This is a genomic window from Candidatus Thermoplasmatota archaeon (assembly GCA_038884455.1).
Classification (GTDB): Archaea; Thermoplasmatota; E2; order DHVEG-1; family DHVEG-1; genus JAWABU01.
Genome location: JAWABU010000034.1, coordinates 1 through 18,803 on the forward strand (window position 1 = coordinate 1; position 18,803 = coordinate 18,803).

The 18,803-nt window shown below is 41.0% G+C and carries 17 protein-coding genes; 13 read left to right on the forward strand and 4 right to left on the reverse strand.

The window, feature by feature from the left end; all coding sequences use genetic code 11:
* Nucleotides 1–104: 104 nt before the first annotated feature.
* The 7 genes from QXL17_06600 (at nt 105) to QXL17_06630 (ending at nt 8,722) form a co-directional block, all read left to right on the forward strand.
* The gene (locus QXL17_06600) at nt 105–1,079 is read left to right on the forward strand and encodes a winged helix-turn-helix transcriptional regulator (GenBank protein MEM4258801.1); all 975 of its coding nucleotides are present in this window, start codon (nt 105–107) and stop codon (nt 1,077–1,079) included.
* Nucleotides 1,080–1,403: 324 nt separating this feature from the next.
* Nucleotides 1,404–2,615 (forward strand): MFS transporter, encoded by a 1,212-nt coding sequence (locus QXL17_06605; GenBank protein ID MEM4258802.1) that lies wholly within the window; start codon nt 1,404–1,406, stop codon nt 2,613–2,615.
* 136 nt (nt 2,616–2,751) lie between these two features.
* A complete protein-coding gene (locus QXL17_06610) occupies nt 2,752–3,684 on the forward strand; it encodes an EF-Tu/IF-2/RF-3 family GTPase (protein ID MEM4258803.1) in 933 nt (310 codons plus the stop codon).
* Between the two features lie 54 nt (nt 3,685–3,738).
* Complete coding sequence (locus QXL17_06615; GenBank protein MEM4258804.1) at nt 3,739–4,989, forward strand: PLP-dependent aminotransferase family protein; 1,251 nt, start codon at nt 3,739–3,741, stop codon at nt 4,987–4,989.
* Nucleotides 4,990–5,141: 152 nt separating this feature from the next.
* The gene (locus QXL17_06620; protein ID MEM4258805.1) at nt 5,142–7,025 is read left to right on the forward strand and encodes a PKD domain-containing protein; all 1,884 of its coding nucleotides are present in this window, start codon (nt 5,142–5,144) and stop codon (nt 7,023–7,025) included.
* 61 nt (nt 7,026–7,086) lie between these two features.
* Nucleotides 7,087–7,908, forward strand: a complete 822-nt coding sequence (locus QXL17_06625; protein MEM4258806.1) for a hypothetical protein — start codon at nt 7,087–7,089, stop codon at nt 7,906–7,908.
* 43 nt (nt 7,909–7,951) lie between these two features.
* The gene (locus QXL17_06630; GenBank protein MEM4258807.1) at nt 7,952–8,722 is read left to right on the forward strand and encodes an ATPase domain-containing protein; all 771 of its coding nucleotides are present in this window, start codon (nt 7,952–7,954) and stop codon (nt 8,720–8,722) included.
* Nucleotides 8,723–8,757: 35 nt separating this feature from the next.
* Here the strand turns inward: QXL17_06630 and QXL17_06635 are convergent, their stop codons facing one another.
* A complete protein-coding gene (locus QXL17_06635; protein MEM4258808.1) occupies nt 8,758–8,985 on the reverse strand; it encodes a hypothetical protein in 228 nt (75 codons plus the stop codon).
* Nucleotides 8,986–9,154: 169 nt separating this feature from the next.
* Here QXL17_06635 and QXL17_06640 point away from each other — a divergent pair, with 169 nt between their 5' ends.
* The 5 genes from QXL17_06640 (at nt 9,155) to QXL17_06660 (ending at nt 14,231) form a co-directional block, all read left to right on the forward strand.
* On the forward strand, nt 9,155–9,913 hold the full coding sequence (locus QXL17_06640; GenBank protein MEM4258809.1) for an ATPase domain-containing protein: 759 nt from the start codon (nt 9,155–9,157) through the stop codon (nt 9,911–9,913).
* A 54-nt stretch (nt 9,914–9,967) separates the two neighbouring features.
* The gene (locus QXL17_06645; GenBank protein MEM4258810.1) at nt 9,968–10,399 is read left to right on the forward strand and encodes a methyltransferase; all 432 of its coding nucleotides are present in this window, start codon (nt 9,968–9,970) and stop codon (nt 10,397–10,399) included.
* A 126-nt stretch (nt 10,400–10,525) separates the two neighbouring features.
* Entirely contained in the window at nt 10,526–11,449 is a 924-nt protein-coding gene (locus tag QXL17_06650) for an ABC transporter ATP-binding protein (protein MEM4258811.1), read from the forward strand.
* On the forward strand, nt 11,450–12,526 hold the full coding sequence (locus QXL17_06655) for an ABC transporter permease subunit (protein ID MEM4258812.1): 1,077 nt from the start codon (nt 11,450–11,452) through the stop codon (nt 12,524–12,526). It begins immediately after the preceding gene.
* 79 nt (nt 12,527–12,605) lie between these two features.
* Nucleotides 12,606–14,231, forward strand: coding sequence for an FAD-dependent oxidoreductase (locus QXL17_06660; protein ID MEM4258813.1), 1,626 nt, complete (start codon nt 12,606–12,608; stop codon nt 14,229–14,231).
* On the opposite strand, the gene QXL17_06665 is transcribed toward QXL17_06660, so the two are convergent.
* The gene (locus QXL17_06665) at nt 14,199–14,612 is read right to left on the reverse strand and encodes a DDE-type integrase/transposase/recombinase (GenBank protein MEM4258814.1); all 414 of its coding nucleotides are present in this window, start codon (nt 14,610–14,612) and stop codon (nt 14,199–14,201) included. The two genes, QXL17_06660 and QXL17_06665, sit on opposite strands and share 33 nt — an antisense overlap.
* A gap of 149 nt (nt 14,613–14,761) precedes the next feature.
* Here QXL17_06665 and QXL17_06670 point away from each other — a divergent pair, with 149 nt between their 5' ends.
* Nucleotides 14,762–15,379 carry a 5-formyltetrahydrofolate cyclo-ligase gene (locus QXL17_06670; GenBank protein ID MEM4258815.1) on the forward strand — a complete coding sequence of 206 codons (618 nt, stop codon included), beginning with the start codon at nt 14,762–14,764 and terminating at the stop codon, nt 15,377–15,379.
* Here the strand turns inward: QXL17_06670 and QXL17_06675 are convergent.
* Both QXL17_06675 and QXL17_06680 read right to left on the reverse strand, forming a co-directional pair.
* Nucleotides 15,372–16,520 carry a formate--phosphoribosylaminoimidazolecarboxamide ligase family protein gene (locus QXL17_06675; GenBank protein MEM4258816.1) on the reverse strand — a complete coding sequence of 383 codons (1,149 nt, stop codon included), beginning with the start codon at nt 16,518–16,520 and terminating at the stop codon, nt 15,372–15,374. The two genes, QXL17_06670 and QXL17_06675, sit on opposite strands and share 8 nt — an antisense overlap.
* Before the next feature lie 6 nt (nt 16,521–16,526).
* Nucleotides 16,527–18,413, reverse strand: coding sequence for a threonine--tRNA ligase (locus QXL17_06680; protein MEM4258817.1), 1,887 nt, complete (start codon nt 18,411–18,413; stop codon nt 16,527–16,529).
* Between the last annotated feature and the right edge of the window lie 390 nt (nt 18,414–18,803).

An 18,803-nucleotide genomic window follows, 5' to 3' on the forward strand; every position in this document is an offset into this window, starting at 1 on the left:
TTTTTCTCTCACCCACCTTTGTCATTGCTTACCTTGTTTTCCTTGACGGTTAGAAGTGGAAAAATACTAAAATAGTCAGAGTGGTTTCATGCTTGGAAGAAGATATGATTAAACTTGATGCTAAAGATCGGAAAATACTCTACGAACTTGACCTAGATGCCAGACAATCATTAAATCAAATTGGAAAAAAAGTAGGACTCAAAAAAGATGTCGTCAGTTACCGAATACAACGCATGCAAGACGAAGGCATCATCAAAAACTTCTGGACGGCAATCAACACCTTCAAACTCGGATACAACGTATACCGAATTTATATCAATTTTCAATACGTTACAACAGATAAAAAAAATGAAATCATCCAGCATTTCGTGAACTATAAAAACTCATGGGCAGTACTTTCGGTTAAAGGAGAAATTGATTTAGATGTTGTTGTATGGGTTAATGATATTTATGAGTTTTATCAGTTCTGGGAAAAAACAGTAGAACTATACGGTGAGTATTTTGCTAATTCAGCTATTTCGATTTTAGTATATGTTAACTCATATAAAAAATCGTTTTTATTACTTGATGAACAAGATACATCCAACAGACTTATGTATCAAGTAGCCTGTGGTGGAAAACCTGTTGAAATCGATGAAATCGATTACAATATTTTAAACGAACTTGCAGTAAACGCACGCATACCAATAATCGAACTTTCAGAAAAAATAGGCTGCTCCTCACAAACCATCAATTACCGAATACAAAACCTCACAAAAAACGGCATCATCCAAGCATTCCGCATCAACATCGACATATCAAAATTAAACCTAGAAAAATTCGCAGTTGACATCTATCTTAAAGATCTGAAACATAAACACGCAATAATCGAATATCTAAAAAACCTACCATCATTAGAATATATTGATATCGCTCTAGGATGGGCGGATTTACAACTAGAATTAATTGTTCAAAATGCAAACATCTTAACACAAATTATGGATCAAATAGCTACACAATTTCCAAATGCGATCAAAAAACAGAATCTTATGATTGATACATGTCATCATAAAGAACGTTGGCTGCCTGATTTTTTTTAAAATAATTCTTTTTACTAATTGTCCTGCGTAATATCAGAACGCAGGTCGGACTGCATATGACAAAACACCAATTGCAATGATGGCCGTTGATATTGCTACTTCCTTTGCACCTAAAACATTCATTTTTCTCTCACCCACCTTTTATTGATATATTTTATCATGATATACTTTCTCTTGCATACTTTATATAGTTTTCGAGGTAAAATACCAAAATGAAAAAGAGCACCATCAGGAGAAAAACATACCATTTACAGAACAAAAAAAACTATATTATTCTGGGTTAATAAAGACGTATCGTATATCCCTCTTTTTGAAGGTATCTTTGTGGAACAATCCGCAGTACAACCCACGGTTTCAACAAATCGCTCCAGGAAGTATCTCATCTATCTTGTCGTGTTTATGGCTCTTGTTGCACTCATGGATCAGTATCTTTCGTTTATCGAAACCACAGCTATACCCTATGTACTGCAAGAATACCAGGTAACTGATAGTGAATACTCCTGGTGGAAAACCATCTATTTTCTCCCAACTCTGCTCATCTTTCTGTTAAACGGATTAAATGACCTGATCGGCAGGAAAAAATCAATCCTTATTCTTATCCTGATCCTTGGTGTATCCGCTCTTGGTATGGTGTATGCAACCCCAAGTTTTCATCTGTTCATGGTTTTCTTAGCATTCATCACCTTTGCCGCTGTTTCAAACATGTGGACAATTCCAATCAGTGAAGAAGCACCTAAGGAACAACGAGCAAAACTCGCATCAATTGTGTATTTCATCAGCATGATACCAATCCAAGCAGTCATACCACCTCTTCTCATGCGTCTTGGTCTGCATTGGAAATGGATGTATGGTTTCATGTTCATCTATATGCTCCCGGTTCTTATCATGTGGTTATTTATGAAGGAAACCAAGCGTTTTGAACTCATCAAAGAACAACGAAAACAAGGTTTACCGCAGAAAGCAGGTTTTGGTTTTCATCAGCTTACTCGCAGAGATCTCAAGTACATTGTTTTCTCATCGGTTATCTGGATGTGCGGTCTGATTGTTTCTATGCTTCTCGTCTGGTCAGGGCATTTCTTCAGAGACATCCATGGTTTTTCTCTGGATGAATGGTCATTAGTCCTGTTTGGTGGGTTAACCATGATGATGATTGGCGGTCTGCTTGGAGGATGGCTCATGGATAAAATCGGTAGAAAACAAGGATTACTCATCGGCAGTGTCGGCCTTAGCATCTGCATGGGTTTTATTGGTATCATACCACTGTTTGTAGCAATTCTGTTTATGATGGGGGCTGGTTTTTGTATCGGGTTTTCGTATGTCTGGATCATTGTGTATATCCCTGAGATTTTCCCAACCCAGCGGCGAGGAATCTGCATGGGATGGACAACTGCACTTGCACGTATCTCATATATTATCGGTCCTGCTCTCGCAGCTATTCTTCTCAGTATTTCTCCAGGCATGGAGCTTTTCTGGGGGTGCTGCAGGTTTAATATCACTGATTCCTGTTGTTCTGGTTGTGTTCTTTCATCCTTATGAAACCAAACAGCAGGAACTTGAAACCATAGAAACAGCACGTTGAAAAAAATCATTAAATTATGCGATAGCATACGATTGAATCAAGTTTTTTTGAGAACCATAGGCTTTATGAAAGAGTTATGGTTTGCAGGCTGTTATGAGACATCTTTCTGTTGGTATTTTTCATGATGAAAACCTTGGTCGAGAACTTGGCAAAAAAGGAACTGAAAGCGATATTGTGTTGTGTCATAAAAAAACACAGGATTGCATCTATACATTTATGCATCCTGTTGGTGATAAGCTTTCATCGAAAACCCAGATTATTCAAAGTATTGATGCAGCAATTATTGTGTGTTCAACGCTTTCTGCAGAGGTTGGAGAAACAATTCTCCTGCTTGATGCAGTAGGTATCAACAAAGGTTTAATCGTGGTTCCTGCGTTTTCAGATACAACTCAGATGAAACGGTTACTACAAGATACCAGCCTTGCAGGTTTTCCGATTGTTGAACGAAATCTTCATACAATCATGGGGTTGCTTGAGCAGATCAACCCAGAGCGAGACAATACTAGTCCACCAATTGTGGTAATTGATCATGCATTTACTGTTAAGGGTGTTGGTGAAATTATTCTTGGATTTGTAAAAAAAGGAGTTGTTCATAAACATGATAAATTACTCCTAACGCCAGGTGGTAAAGAGATCCTGGTTCGTTCGATTCAAATGCAAGATGCTGATTTTGAGACTGCTCCTGCTGGTGCCCGTGTAGGTCTTGCGTTGAAAGGAGCAAGTATTGATGAGTTGAAACGAGGATGCATACTGTGTTCACCAGGAAGTATTCAAACAAGTTCAACAGGTTTGCTTTCCTTTCAAAAAAACAAATTTTACCCTGAGGTAAAAAACGGTGTTTTCCATGTTACCGTAGGTATGCAGACCGTACCTGTAACGATTACTGCTGTTTCTCATGAATCCTTACAAATCCAATTGGATCGGCTGATTGGTTTTTCAAAAGACGATACGTTCTTACTGTTTGATTTGAATGCAAAAAAACTGCATCTTATCGGGAAAGGAAAAATGCTGTCATCAGAGGTTTAACAGTGTTTGCCAACTTTTATAATAGAGAAGTTGTTTACACGGTAGGGTCATTTTATGGTGGTTAATTACGATCGTTTGTTTTCACGACGTTCAAAAACCCTGAAATCATCAGAAATTCGAGAATTACTGAAGTTAACACAAAGTGAAGGGTTTATCTCACTTGGTGGCGGGTTGCCAAATCCCGAGGCATTTCCAGTTGAGATCATCCATGAATGCATTGAAAAGGTATTCAAAACCAATATTTTGAACGCTTTACAATATGGAACAACTGAGGGACTACCAATTCTTCGGAGTGCACTTGCGAAACGGATGCAAGAAAAAAAAGGCATCGATTGTCAGATGCATGACATTCTGATTACGAGCGGTGCCCAGCAAGCCTTATCTCTAACTGCGTTTAATTTTTTAGACCCTGGCGACATGTATCTAACAAGTGCTCCTACGTACCTTGGTGCGTTGCAGGCGTTCCATGCATATCAGGCAAACTGTGAAGCAATCCCAATGAACAGTTCAGGTATAGACATTGAGGCGTTACGACGAAATCTGAAACGACTTCATCGAACCGGCATTATCCCAAAATTTTATTACACCGTTGCAACGTTTCAAAACCCCTCTGGAGAAACCATCTCTCTTGAAGATCGAAAAGCACTCCTTGAGATTGCCTCTGAATATGATTTTCTCATTATCGAAGATGATCCGTACGGTGATCTTATCTTTGAAGGTGACCCAATTCCGCCAATTAAAGCATTTGATAAACGAGGGCGAGTAGTATACATCAGCACCTTTTCAAAGATTCTGGCACCTGGTTTCCGACTTGCCTGGGTGATTGCCTCTGAAGATATCATCAATAAGTTTGCATTGACAAAGCAATCTATGGATCTTTGTTCAAATGTATTTACCCAGTATGTTGCCTATGAGTATATTGCTGGTGGATATCTTGATCAGCAGGTTGAACATATCAGGAGATTGTACAAGCATAAACGTGATGTGATGATCCAAGCACTCGAGGAGTTTTTCCCAAAGAATGTGAAATGGACGGTGCCGAAGGGTGGTATGTTTTTATGGGTGACGCTACCGAAACAAATCAATACACGGTTGATGTTTAAAAAAGCTCTTGCAAAAAAAGTTGCATATGTGGTTGGTGACGCGTTTTTCCCTGATGGGAGTAATTATAATTCGATGAGGTTGAATTTTTCGTATTCCGATGATGAGGTACTCCGTGAAGGGATCAGGAGGCTTGCTGAAGTAATTAAAGAAGAAATGGCTGCAACCTATGATAAAGAACCGTTTTTTGTTGAGGGCGTATAACCCTCAGCATGCTCGTTCTTGTGCTGGTTTTTTCCCCTGAAAAAGTGCCAGGGGTGTTTTCCATTTTGGTATTTTGTCAGCGCAGCTTTAAATAGTATTACTGAGAAAAAATGATATGAATATTCTTCGAGAGATTCTGAGAGAGATGGACTGTGAAAACACATCAAGTAGTTGAGAGATTAAAATTCGGTATGATCGTTGGTGCTGTAGTGCTGTTTCTTGGTGTGTTCTTTCCTCATCAACCAACGAAGGCATCTGGGACAACGCTGTACGTTGGACCAGGACAACCGTATGAAAAAATTCAAGATGCGATTACTGCGGCTGCTCCTGGTGACACGGTTTTTGTCTTTGAGGGTTTGTATTCTGAGCGTCTCGTGATTACAAAGGATTTGACACTTACCGGTGAAAATCGGGAGACGACGGTGATTACCTATGGCGCTGGTGGTCATATTGTTGAAATCAAAGGAACTGAAGCAGCATCTATTACGGTGCACGTTTCCGGTTTTACGATTCGAAATGCGGTCGGTCAAGGGTATGACGCCCTTGCGTGTTCATACCTACGGGATGGTTCAATAACAAATATGCGGTTGAGTGCAAGTGAGCAGAGTGATGGCCTCCAGCTGTATCATTGCTCAGGAATAACTGTGAGTAATAATATCATTTTGAACAACAAAGGGGCAGGGATAAGTCTGACGTTGTCTACAGCAAATACCATCCAGAGTAACGTGATCCAGGAAAATCAGAAGGGCATTCATCTTTATTTAGGGTCAAATACTAACGTTATCTGCGAGAATACGATCTCAGGGAATACGCAATATGGAGTATATATTGTTCAATCAACTGGAAACCAGTTGTATCGAAATGATTTCACCTCAAATGGGGTTCATGCGTATGACCCTGGGACTAATACATGGTATCGTGGTTCTGAGGGGAATTACTGGGACAATTACAATAACTATGATAGCGATGGTAATGGAATCGGCGATGTTCCCTATTCAATACCTGGGGGTACGAATCAGGATATGTACCCGTTGGGATATTTCCGAGAATCAACTCAGAATCCAGGTGGTAGTTCAAATCAGAAACCAATTGCATATCAGCCGTCGATCACCCCGAATCCAAGTTGTTATGGTGAAACCATACTGTTGACCGGAACTGGTGCTGATACTGATGGGTGGATTGTGGCGTACCACTGGCGGTCAAGTATCGATGGTGTTCTTGGAACTGGTAGTTCACTGAGCATTAAGACGCTTTCTCAGGGAATTCATACGATTTATTTTAAAGTTCAGGATAATGAAGGCGCATGGTCATCTGAAAAAACAGCAACGCTAACGGTGAATCCACCGCAGAATAAAGCGCCAGTCGCACGTATCGAGTATATTGAACCGAACCCTGGTGTCGCTGGTGATCATATTACCTTGTGTGGTCAGGGAGTTGATGATGATGGAACAATTGTGGAATGGCGGTGGATTTCAAGCATTGACGGGGAGATCGGATCACAGGCAACATGTATGGCCCCCGCTCTTTCTGTAGGTCGTCATACGATTTACTTCCAAGTACGAGATAATGAAGGGAAATGGTCAAAACAGGTTTCGACGACACTGACTATTCTTGAGCAGCAGGTCTCATCATCTCAAAAAATGTACGCGGTTGCGGGCGGACCCTACGTTGGAACGGTTGGTGGTGCTGTTGTGTTCAACGGATCGCAGAGTTATCATGAGAATGGAACTCTTGTTGACTACCAGTGGGATTTTGGTGATGGAAGTCAAGGAGCAGGAAAAATTTGTACGCATATCTATTCTGCTCAGGGAGAGTACCTTGTGGTGTTAACAGTTAAAGATACGAATGGGGCGACGGTATGTAATACCACGATTGCAATGATCGATGCTGGAGATACAAATAGTCAAAACAATGCCGCTGGATCATCATTTTTCTCCATTCTACCCGAGATTCCACTCGTGGTCATTGTTGGTGTTCCGCTCGGGGTGATTGCGGGTGTGGTTGTTGTGGTCCTGTATCTGTGTAAGAAACGGTAACCAGTTCAATGGTGAGAAGAAAACTATAAGTTCTAGGGTGAGATATCAGGGTGGCGGAGAGATGCGACATAGCAGAGCAATATTTGATAGGAATGGTTTAGCTGGGGTTATCGAAGCATTGCTCCTCGTTGCGCTTGTAGCAATTGTGATATCGGTGATTCAACTGCAGTATATCCCGCAGGTGATGGAGCAGCGAGAAGCAGAGCATATGGATCAGATTTCAAACCAGTTTGCAACTTTGAAATCAATGATTGATTTGCAGGCGATTACGAATTCATCAGCTCCGATTTCGACAATGATTACGTTGGGGAGTCGGGAGCTTCCGTATTTTGTGACAGTTGGGTCTTCTGGGACGTTACGGACGTATGAGTATAACGATTCATATCTGAATATTTCGTACAATTATTTTGTGTGTCCGTTAACCTCAATTCAGTATGAATCTGAGAATTATTATTTCATTGATCAAAGTTATATTTTGGAAGGCGGAGGAATTATTGTTGCGCAGGCGAGTGGTGAACCTGTGATGCGGGTTGATCCTTCAATCCATGTTGTGAATCGAACGAATGATCTTGATATTTATTGGACGTTACCCATTATCAAAGGAATTTCTGGAAAGAATATGACGTCAGGAAATGGAAAATGCTTTATTCGAACGAATTGGTCGAAAGGTCAAGTAGTTTCAATTCCTGATGCCAATAGTATCTATATTCGAACACGGTATCCAAATGCATGGTATGAAGCGATGCAGAGCCGTTTGTCAAGTAATGTGCAGTACGACGTAGGGACAACGTATCTTGAAATTACGGAGAAGACAAAAAGGATAAATGTGTACCTCTCATATTATTATATTTATACCCAGATTGGTATCGGTTGGATTAAATAGAATGGTTCTTGCCATTGCCTAAGGAAAAACATAGTCGGGTGCTATGACAGAAAGTAAAGTTGTTGAAAAAAAAGCATCGCGGGTGTTGCGAACCGGTATTAGTGGGTTTGATAGTCTTTTTTCTGAAGGAGGCATTCCGCGGGGGAACTCAGTGTTGATTGCAGGGGGAACCGGGACTGGAAAAAGTACGTTGTGCAGGCAGACCTGTTTTAATCTGGTTGCGTCAGGGAAAAATTGTATGTATGTGAGTTTTGAGGAAAGTATTGAGAAGATCGTGCGAAGTATGGAGATTTTTGGGTGGGATGTGAAAAAACATATTGATGAGGGACGGTTGTTGATTCAGAAGATTAACCCGCTTGATATTCTTCGGATGAAGTTTGGGTCGCTTGGGGGTTCCGGATCAGCAACTGAGGTGTCGTATAAGATCAAGCCGTTGATTATCCCAAAGGATTTCCATCCTGAGTTAATTGTCGTTGATTCGCTTACTGCGGTTATTTCAGCATCAATCAGTAAAGAGAAAAATTATCGGGTGTATCTGCAGCAGTTGTTTAGTTTTTTTGAAGAAACCAATGCGACGTCGTTTTTGATTACGGAGACTGAGCAGATGCCGACGCGTTTTAGTGATACGGGAATTGAGGAGTTTTTAGCAGATGGTATTATTGTGTTGTATAGTATCCGGAGAAAGGATCGGCGTGAACATGCAGTTGAGGTGTTAAAGATGCGGTATACAAACCACGAACGTCGGGTGGTTGCACTGGATCTCTCAGTCGATGGAATCAAGGTATTTCCAGATAAGATTGTATCGTTACAATAAAAAAAGAGTGCGGGTATCGTCCGTTGTTTTTTTTGTTAGAGGTAGGTGAATGGTTCTTTGTGGTCGTCGATCTGTTTAAGGTTGTACGTAGCAAAGAGGCATTCGATGGTTTTAATTTGTTGTTTGGACAATCCGGTTCTTCGGAGGATGATGTTGTCGTATTCATCATAGATCGTGAGGGAACCTGTCTCTTGGTTTGTGATTGCTTTGTAGATGTGGTCGTTGTGAACCCAGATCCAGATGCGTGCTCTGTGCTGTGTCATGCTACCACCATTGTTGTTGTTTTTGTTCTAATGATATATTTATATTTATAAATATATAAACATTTTCATAAAAATTAATATATGCCAATATGTGGCACGCTTTTTAGATGATCTGAGCATACGACTCTTGAGGACAAAATAATTATACACGCAATGCTATTCATGGATTATGCCTCTAACAACAATTGAAAAAACAACAGTAGGAAAGCTCGAACGGTTAAAAACCGGTGTCCCAGGTCTTGATGATATCATCTCAGGGGGCATTCCAAAGGGAACAATTACGCTTGTATCAGGACCCCCCGGGAGTGGAAAGACGATTCTCTGCTGTCAGTTTCTCTATCAAGGTGTTCTCGACGGCGAGAAATGTTTGTTTCTGACCCTTGATAAAAAAGTTGAAGGACTTCTTGCTCAAATGACTGAGATTGGGTTGGATTTTCAACCTGCTATTGACAAAGGTCAAATCAAGTTCCTCTTTCTCAACATCAATAAAAAACTCATCTATGAAACCATGACTAATGAAATCCTCTCAGGAAATTACAGCCGCGTGGTTCTTGATTCGATCACACCGCTTTCAGAGATGCCAATCTATATAAACAACCTGGAATTCTCAAAAGATATCAGCATCATTGAACCGCAGGAGTTTGCCGCTGGTGAAAACGTGCCGGTTCGACGGCTCCATCTTCATTACATCATGAATGTGTTAGAAACCGCAACATGTACCTCGATGGTCACTTCAGAGCTTCCGACGAATTCGACGCTGTTATCTCGAGATGGGCTCTCTGAATTTCTTGCTGATGGTGTCATCGTCCTCAGTCTTGATCCAACTATGGATCGCAGGAAACTTGCTGTGATGAAGATGCGGAGCACGAAACATACGTTAAAACCTCAGAACATTGAAATCGGCAAAGGTGGCATTCGGCTCGTTTAAATAATTCTGTTTGGTATGTTTTGGAACTATAAGCCTCCCAAGGAGCTCCGAGCATTGTTTATCATTCATTATGCTCCGTTGTTGTTACTTATTATGATTGGACCGTTAACCGCTTTTTATGCTGTGTGGGAGCTTCCGATTCCAAAGATGGTCAGTATTGCGTTGGGAATTGTGATTTTTCTGATCGGATGTTATATCTATTTTTCGTGGTCGTTATTTTGGCAGAAAAATTACCATGGACAACTGGTGACAACGGGCCCGTTTACGAAGATTCGACATCCGCATTACTGTTCATTGTTGATTGTTGGTTTTGGTCTTGCGTTCTTTTTTTATTCACTTGCAGCAGTACTCATTGCACTCGGTGCAGTACCCATCATGATGGTAAGTATCATTGATGAGGAAAAACAGCTCTTGCACCAGTATGGTGAGGCATATCAACGCTTTATGGATCAGGTCCGATGGCGATTAATTCCAGGGATATTCTAGTACAATCGCCCTCAGGTGTGCAGATATCTCGCAGTGTTGTTCATCAAAATAGATAGTATGTTTATATAGCTGCGACGACTACAGGTGTTATTCTCAGAGCACGTGGAGCTTAGGGGTACAACTTCTATGATTAGATGCAACAATCTAACGAAACAGTTTGGAAATATCACAGCGATTGAGAATTTCACCGTATCAATTCCTGATGGCGTTATTTTTGGGTTGCTTGGTCCAAATGGTGCTGGGAAAACGACAACCATGCGTCTGATGTCGTGTTTGCTTCGGCCGACCAAGGGAACCGTACAGATCGATGAGTATGCTGCTGAGCAGGACGCAATGAAAATTCGGCAGATGATCGGATTACTCCCCGAGGTACCAGGTTTGTATGAGACGCTTGGTGCGTATAAAAATCTTGAGTATTATGCTCAACTGTATGGCATCGAGAAACAGAAACGTGAGGAGACCATTAAATCGTTGTTATCCAATCTTGGCTTATGGGATCGTCGAAATGAACCGGTGAGTGGTTTTTCAAAAGGCATGAAACAGAAAATCGCGATTGCTCGTGCATTGGTTCATGAACCGCGGTACCTTTTCCTTGATGAACCAACTGCTAGTCTTGATCCTGAAGCTGCGAAAACAGTTCGTGAGTATATTATACAATTAAAATCGCAGGGAAAAACGATTGTTATTAATACGCATAATCTTTCTGAAGCAGAACGAATCTGTGATACGGTTGCTTTTGTGAAAAACCGGGTGATTGAAGTTGGTAATCCAAAACGTCTTGCACAGGGTTTGTTTTCACGGACGGTTCGAGTAACAACCACTGCAAAACTTACCGACTCGTTAAGAGCGAAGATTCAAAATATTAATGGGATACGGTTCGACGCTGTTTCAGGAAATACTCTTGTTTTTACGGTTCAGAATCCTGAGGAGGAGAATCCTCGGATCATTGAAGCTCTCCAGAGATACGGCATTCCTATCGTTTTTATCGCCGAAGAAGAACCATCACTTGAGGATGTGTATCTTAAACTTATCAAGGAGGATGGTCAGTAGATGCGGCGGAGGAATGCATGGATTATTACCAAGAAGGACCTCGATGAATTCCGCCATCAAAAATTCGTGATCGGATCGATTATTGCAATGCCGATACTTCTCGGGGTGATTCTTCCAGGTCTGATGATGGTTCCGATTCTTTCGATGGCGCCATCGACTGGTCCTGTGTGGGATGTTGACCAGTTGGTTCAAACTGGTGTTTTACCAGAAGATTTTGTCATTCCGATGACCAACGAGTCGTATGAATATACCACAGTGAAAGGAGTGGCAGTAAAGAATTGCTCGTTGTATAACTGTTTTATCTCGCATGCCGTGCTTGACGGTTGTCATATTGAAGAATCAATGGTCACCAATTCAGTACTCGTACAGAGTTACGTGAATCAAACGCAGCTATGGAATGTTACGTTGATTCAATCGAAGGGTGTTGCATTAGAAGGTGATCATATTGTCGCAGTTGATTCATCAGTAACGTTTACTAAGGAGAAACCATCAGAAGTTACTACGGTTGTTCCGTTGATACTAAACATGGTACTTATGGTTTTTATTATTGTCCCTGCTACACTTCCGACGATTATCGCAACGTATAGTATTGTCGGTGAAAAGAACAACCGAAGTCTTGAGCCGTTGCTTGCCACGCCAACCACTGATGGTGAGATTCTTGCTGGGAAAATCTTTTCTTCGTTTCTACCGTCGATGGGGGCAACCTTACTTGCGTTTGTTCTTGGGGTGATCGTACTTGATGTACTGTTAACTCCGTTTCTTGGATACCCTCCGCTCCCGAATCTTATTTGGTTGTTATCAATTCTGCTGATTGCACCGACAGCGTGTTTGATGAGTATCCTTGCCTGTGTGATTGTCTCCTCAAAAGTTTCTGATGTTCGTGCAGCTCAGCAGGTTGGTGGTTTTGTGGTGATGCCTGTGGTTGCACTTATGCTTGCAGTGGTATCTGGTTTTATTTTACTTTCACCAGTGATGGTGTTGGTGTTTACCGGGTTTTATGCCCTGCTTGACGTGGGTTTGTTTTATGTTGCAAAAGCGATTTTTCATCGAGAAAACATTTTAGTGAATTGGAAATAATCTACCAAGAAAAAAAGTTATCGAAGATTAGCTTTATATATCATAAATATATGGTAAACGGTAGGAGTGTGATTTTCGTTTGTCTGAAAACGCAGCTGCCTGGTCGTTACCTGAAGATGTGAAGAAGATTTTACGAAAACGGTTCAAAGAATTAGAAAACATGGTATTTCTCAAGCTTTTTGTAAAAACAGGTGAGAATGATGAATTTACTACGCTTACGAAGATTTTTTTAGAGGAGCTTGAAAGATTATCTGATAAAATCAAGGTGAGCGTTCATACTATCGGTGATGAGGTATCAAAAAAATATGCTGTTACTGCATCTCCGACGATTCTGTTCAACCCTGAACAGTATCAAATCAGGTATACTGGTGCTCCGTTTGGCGAGGAGGGTCGATCTTTTATAGAAACGCTCATCATGGTGTCGCACCAGAAAAGTGGTTTATCAAAGAAATCAAAGCAAATCCTTGCAGATTTAACCGAACCACGTACGGTTCAGGTTTTTGTTACTCTTGCCTGTCCGTATTGTCCTGGTCAAGTGGTTCATGCATTCCGGGCAGCAGTAGAACGACCTGATCTGGTTTCAAGTGAATGTATTGATGCTGCTGAACATATGAAAAGAGCACAAGAATACAACGTTGGAGCAGTACCGCATACAGTCATCAATGGGCAAACCATGAGTCGAGGGTTTCAACCTGAAGAACAGTTTATCGCAGAGCTAGTAAGCTTAAAACCACAACAACCCCTCGAACATCATCATGATGCAATTGAAGAAAAAATCATTGAAACTGATGTAATTATTGTTGGTGCTGGTCCTGCAGGTCTTACTGCAGGTATGTATGCAGCTCGAAGTGGTTTGAAAACCGTTGTTCTTGAAAAAAATGTTGCTGGTGGTCAGGCATCAATCACTCCCGTGGTTGAGAACTGGCCTGGTTTTCCTCGCATCCCTGGAAAGCAGCTCATGGAGATGATCAGTAAACAGGTGCGTGAGTATATACCTGTGCTTGAAGGTGAAGAGGTAGTTGAGATTAAAATCGGTAGGTACATCGAAGCGTTTACCACCAAACATCGTTACCGTGGAAAGGCAGTGATTCTTGCCTGCGGTGGATCGCATCGGAAATTAGGTGTCCCTGGAGAGGATCGATTGTATGGCCGTGGTGTGAGTTATTGTGCGACGTGTGATGGGTTTTTGTATAAAGGAAAAACTGTGGTTGTGGTCGGTGGCGGTAACACGGCGATGACCAATACGTTGTATTTGAGGAATCTCGGAGCTGAGGTGGTCGTGGTGAATCGAGATGCACAGTTTCACGGTGAACAACCGTTAAAAGAGTCGTTGATGCGTGAAAAAATGAAGGTTATCTGGAATACCATGGTTCTTGAAATCCTTGGTGAGAACATGGTAACCGGAGTACGTATTAAGAATCTTCTCAATGAACAGACATCAACAATTGATGCAGACGCAGTGTTTGTTGCTGTAGGTGAAGAACCAGAAAACCGTCTCGCAGTTGATCTTGGTGTTGAGGTCGATAGTTCTGGGTTCATTAAGGTTGATCGGTTTGGTCGAACCAATATCCCTCGAGTGTATGCAGCTGGTGATGTAACCGGTGGTGTACGTCAGATTGTGACTGCGGTTGGTTCTGGTGCTGCTGCAGCGACCTCAGCATTTGAGGATATCTTACATCCGTATTGGATTCCTAAAAAAAACTAATGGAAGTTTGGTTGTTGAAGTGAATGGTTTGTTTTTACAGCAATTCAAGACTTTCTTCAGGAAATATATCGCATCAAATGAAGTCCTACTAATCGAGACATACACCGCAAGGACAACATGATCATCGACATCGATCGCATTCCAGATATAGATCTGCCGTCCTTCCCATTTCACCTTAGTTTCATCCACAGCGAGTACCTGCTGCTGTTTCCTTTGAGGTTGAAAGAAGGCGACACATTTCGTGTACCATTTCCGTAGCGCCTCATAGGAGAACGGTTCAATATTTCCTATAATGGCGCTAGTCTTCCGATAAAAAAGACCAGCATGATAAACAAGGAGTGCAATCACTTTGATTTTCGTAGTTTGTCCGCTGCCGTACAAATGTTCTATCTTCTAATAATTCCATCGGGCGATTGAGCATTCCCCTCCCTATTTCGTTTAATAGCCCAGATAGAATGTTCAATTAAAAACCTGATTCCTTAAGTTGACACTCTCGTCCCACCAAATGCCGTCGGATATACTGTTCACCTATGGAAACTATACTTTTATCAAACACAATTCAATACCAAGTACTAATGAAAGACTCAATCCGCCAGAAGATCATCAAACAACGGAAAGCAATGCCGCCTGCAGAGGTTGCAACAAAAAGCATGTTGATCACTAGTAGAATCCTCCAGCTTGATGAGTACCATGCAGCACAGACCATATTGTTTTACATATCATATAACAATGAGGTCAACACACATCATCTCATTCGATCATGCCTTGCCAGTGAAAAAACAGTGGTTGTTCCAAAAACTGATACGAAAAAAAAGAAAATACTTCTCTCGCGACTCAACTCATGGGATGATCTTGAAGAAGGAAGCTATCACATCCTTGAACCTAAACAAAAAAAAATCGATGAAATCCCACTTAAAGACATCGACCTTATTTTCGTCCCTGGCATAGCTTTTGATCCCTCGGGAAATCGCATTGGACATGGGCATGGCTATTACGATCGCCTTCTTATGATGGCAAAAGACAAACTAAAAATTGCACTCGCATTTGAACTTCAAATTGTCGATCATATACCTGAGGAAAAACATGACGTACGCATGAATACGATTATCACCGAACAACGAATCATTCACTGCTCCAATGCTACGTAACAAGTTCAACAAGTCGTTTCTGCTGTACTGCTTTTTTCAGCTCCAGAGCGATACGCTCACCATAACTTATTGATTCACCATACAGATAACCTGAATGCGGTGTGAAGAGCGTCAAGGGACTCCCCGGTATCCGCATCGACACATCAAATACAACCATCTCTTCTTTTCCCTGATCAGCAGCAATCGCACCTTGCAATGCAAACGGCCCAATAATCCCTGGAGGATATTCCTTCTGCGTGATTCGAACAAACTTTTCACCAAGATCAAAAATATGTTCAATAATCGATTCTTTCGTCGTTGCCGCTATATGACCTGTTTCAATAATCTTCGGACTTACGTATCTCAGAACTTCTAATTGTTCATTTGCCGGGAGTCGAAGGAGACCATCAAGGTTCGTCTGTCTGCGGATATCAGTACCCATGATTTCAAGTTCCCCATCAAGAAGAGAATAAAAATAGTTAAAATTAATCTGAGCACCAATCACATACTCCTCAATTACAGCATGTTCCAAAGCATCTCTCGTAATCATCTTTTTGTCAAGAAGCGCCTGCGCTTTCTTCTGATAATCCTCAAAACTCGTCGCATAAAAGAACGCACGTTCATACCCTCGTGCTGCTTCGTTGACTTTGACGATCACGAGGCGATCAATATCATGGGGTGATTGGAATAATTTTGGAAAACGTATTCCTGCTTTCTCAAGCAAGTAATACTGATTTTTTGGAATATGTCGCTCCTCAAGTTTCAACAAAGATCTACTCCCAAAGATCGGTACTTTGAAAGTATTTTCAATATCAGCAAAATCAAAATACACCCAGAAATACCGACTATGAATAAAAATTACATTGTCTTTTCGCAATTGTCCTTGAATCGCAGGTTTCGTAAGTTCTGAAAATTTATCTAACACGATCGTCTTGTCAATACAACCTCGTCCATCATCACGAGTTCTGTAGTACTTCGAATATGTTTTCTCACGTCCCTTCTGACACACCGCCAGCGTTTTAAATCCATATTTTTTCGCACCACGGCAAACATCAAGCGCTGAATGGCCACCAAGAACACCGATGGTTAGATTTTTTGGATCATACGTATCGACAATCTTTTGAATCTCTTTTCGCTCAATCATACTAGCAAGATTCTCCATACTTTTTTATCCCATGAACCGTGGTCTTTTTGATAGATGAACTGCAAGTGGTAAGGTATACTGAGGGTATTGTTTGATTTGCTGGACAATCAGCTTATGAAACTCTTCAAGTGTGTATGGCTTTGTATCACCAAGCTCCTTGACTCGTATCCTTGGAGTAAATACCTGTTCAGCACGCTCTTTATCACCTACAACCACAATAAACGGAATCCATTCTTTTTCAGCATCTCTGATTTTTCGACTCACGCTTTCCTCGCGATCATCAACATCCGCACGAATTTGATACTGTGATGACCGTCGTGCAAAATCTTCGACAAACCGATCACAATCAACGACAAAATCATTGTTCACAGGAATAAATCGTACCTGCGTTGGCGACAGCCAAAGCGGAAGCATCGGTTTTTCTCCTTTGCTCATTTTTATTGCTTCTTTTTCCAACAATGCATATAGAACACGTTCAATCGCACCAGACGGGCTACAATGCAGAATCAGCGGATGTTTTTTTACCCCATCCTTATCAGTAAACGTGATATTATACCGTTCTCCATTCTCAATGTCAATCTGATCAGTACTCAACGCTGACGCTTTCTCCGAGAGATCAACAAAATTGAATTCATATTTCAAAATAAAATAAAAGATGCGTTCATCCCACAGTTCAAGAAGAACTGGTTTTCCAAATTTCTTTACAAGCGTAAGGATAAAAGGTTTGTTTTTCTCATAGAACTCTTTGGTTGTTCGCAGCGCCATCTCGATATCTGTTGTTTGTATCCCAATATTTTTCAACACATGTAAACAGAGATCATATCGAATTAAGAATTCTGCCATCGCCATGTCAATATCTGCAACTAATGCGTGCACATCAGGCATGGTAAATGCACGGAGGCGCCGAAGACCAGTAAGTTCCCCTGATTGTTCTCGCCGAAACGAATACCGCGTTAACTCATACAGTTTTAATGGCAAGTCTTTGTAGCTAATCGTTGCATCATGAGCTATGAGAAATTGACCAAAACATGCAGCAAACCTCAGAAAAAATTTCCGTTTATCGCTTTCGATTTGATACTGCCGTGCTGGGAACCGCTGTAAGTATTTCGACAGCGTTGGATGATCCATGTCGTACATGATCGGTGTTTCAACCTCAAGACCACCATACTCAATAACTTGCCTCGTTACATATTCTTCAAGTAATTTTTTAATAAAACGACCTTTTGGATAAAAACGCATATTACCTGCATCTGAGGCAGGCTCATAATCAGCGATTTCAAGAGTTTGCATCAGTTTAACATGTGGTGGCTCTTGTTTAACGACACGGGATTTTTCTTTTTCATAAAACGAAAATTTTCGAAGGTTCTCATGTCCTTTAAAATTAAATTGATCAATATCATACAAGGTTCCATCCTCAGTTAAGATATACCAGTAGGAACTAAGTTTTCGTTCCTTCCTTAGCGACTCTGTTTCTTCACTTGCTGTTTCACCTACGGAGAGAATTTCTCGTGACAGCTCTGAAAGCGGATGACCTTTACATGAGATTTTAAACGCCTTATACCAACCAAACGGTGCACGTTTCACGAGAAACTGCGTCTTTTTTAATTCTCCCTCAATGAACATGAGAATTTCTTGAGCTTTTTTTGGAGTGGCAAGATTTGATGACAAATGAGCATAAGGATACACCATAATGTTATTGACTTTAAGTTGCTCTGCAGTTTTAATAATCTCAGCAACAGCATCCAGTCCTGATTTAGTTGGGTTTTTTTCATCGGTTTTTTCGACGGCAATAAAAACTGTTAACGCTTCAGACAGCATATCCTTCTTCAGCGTTATTTCTTCAGGATGTGGAATAGCTTTGTCTTTAACTTCGTATTCAATATAATCACTATGAATTAGGAGGAGTCTCATAAAATCAACCAGTATAGCAGATAATCATTTTTAAAGATACTGATGAGATAAATCTTGGTGTACTTAGTAGATAATATGGGGGAGGCGGCGGAGGTGTAAAACACCGCACATGTGAAAAAATTTTTTAGTCATACTTGCAATCCCATCTCTCCGCCTAAAAAATGAATAGAATATGTGATATATGAATATTTCGGAAAAATTGTGAAAAAAATGTATCAGTAGACCTCTTGCGAAATAGCAATTTTTAACCCCTAGCATATATATTCTACATCGGATGGGATGTAGAGATGCTGACCTATGAAAAATTATCAAGAAAGCCCGGGATGTTCCACACATTCACCGGGCTAACACCTAAGGAATTTGACAAAATATACACGCAACTGGAACAGC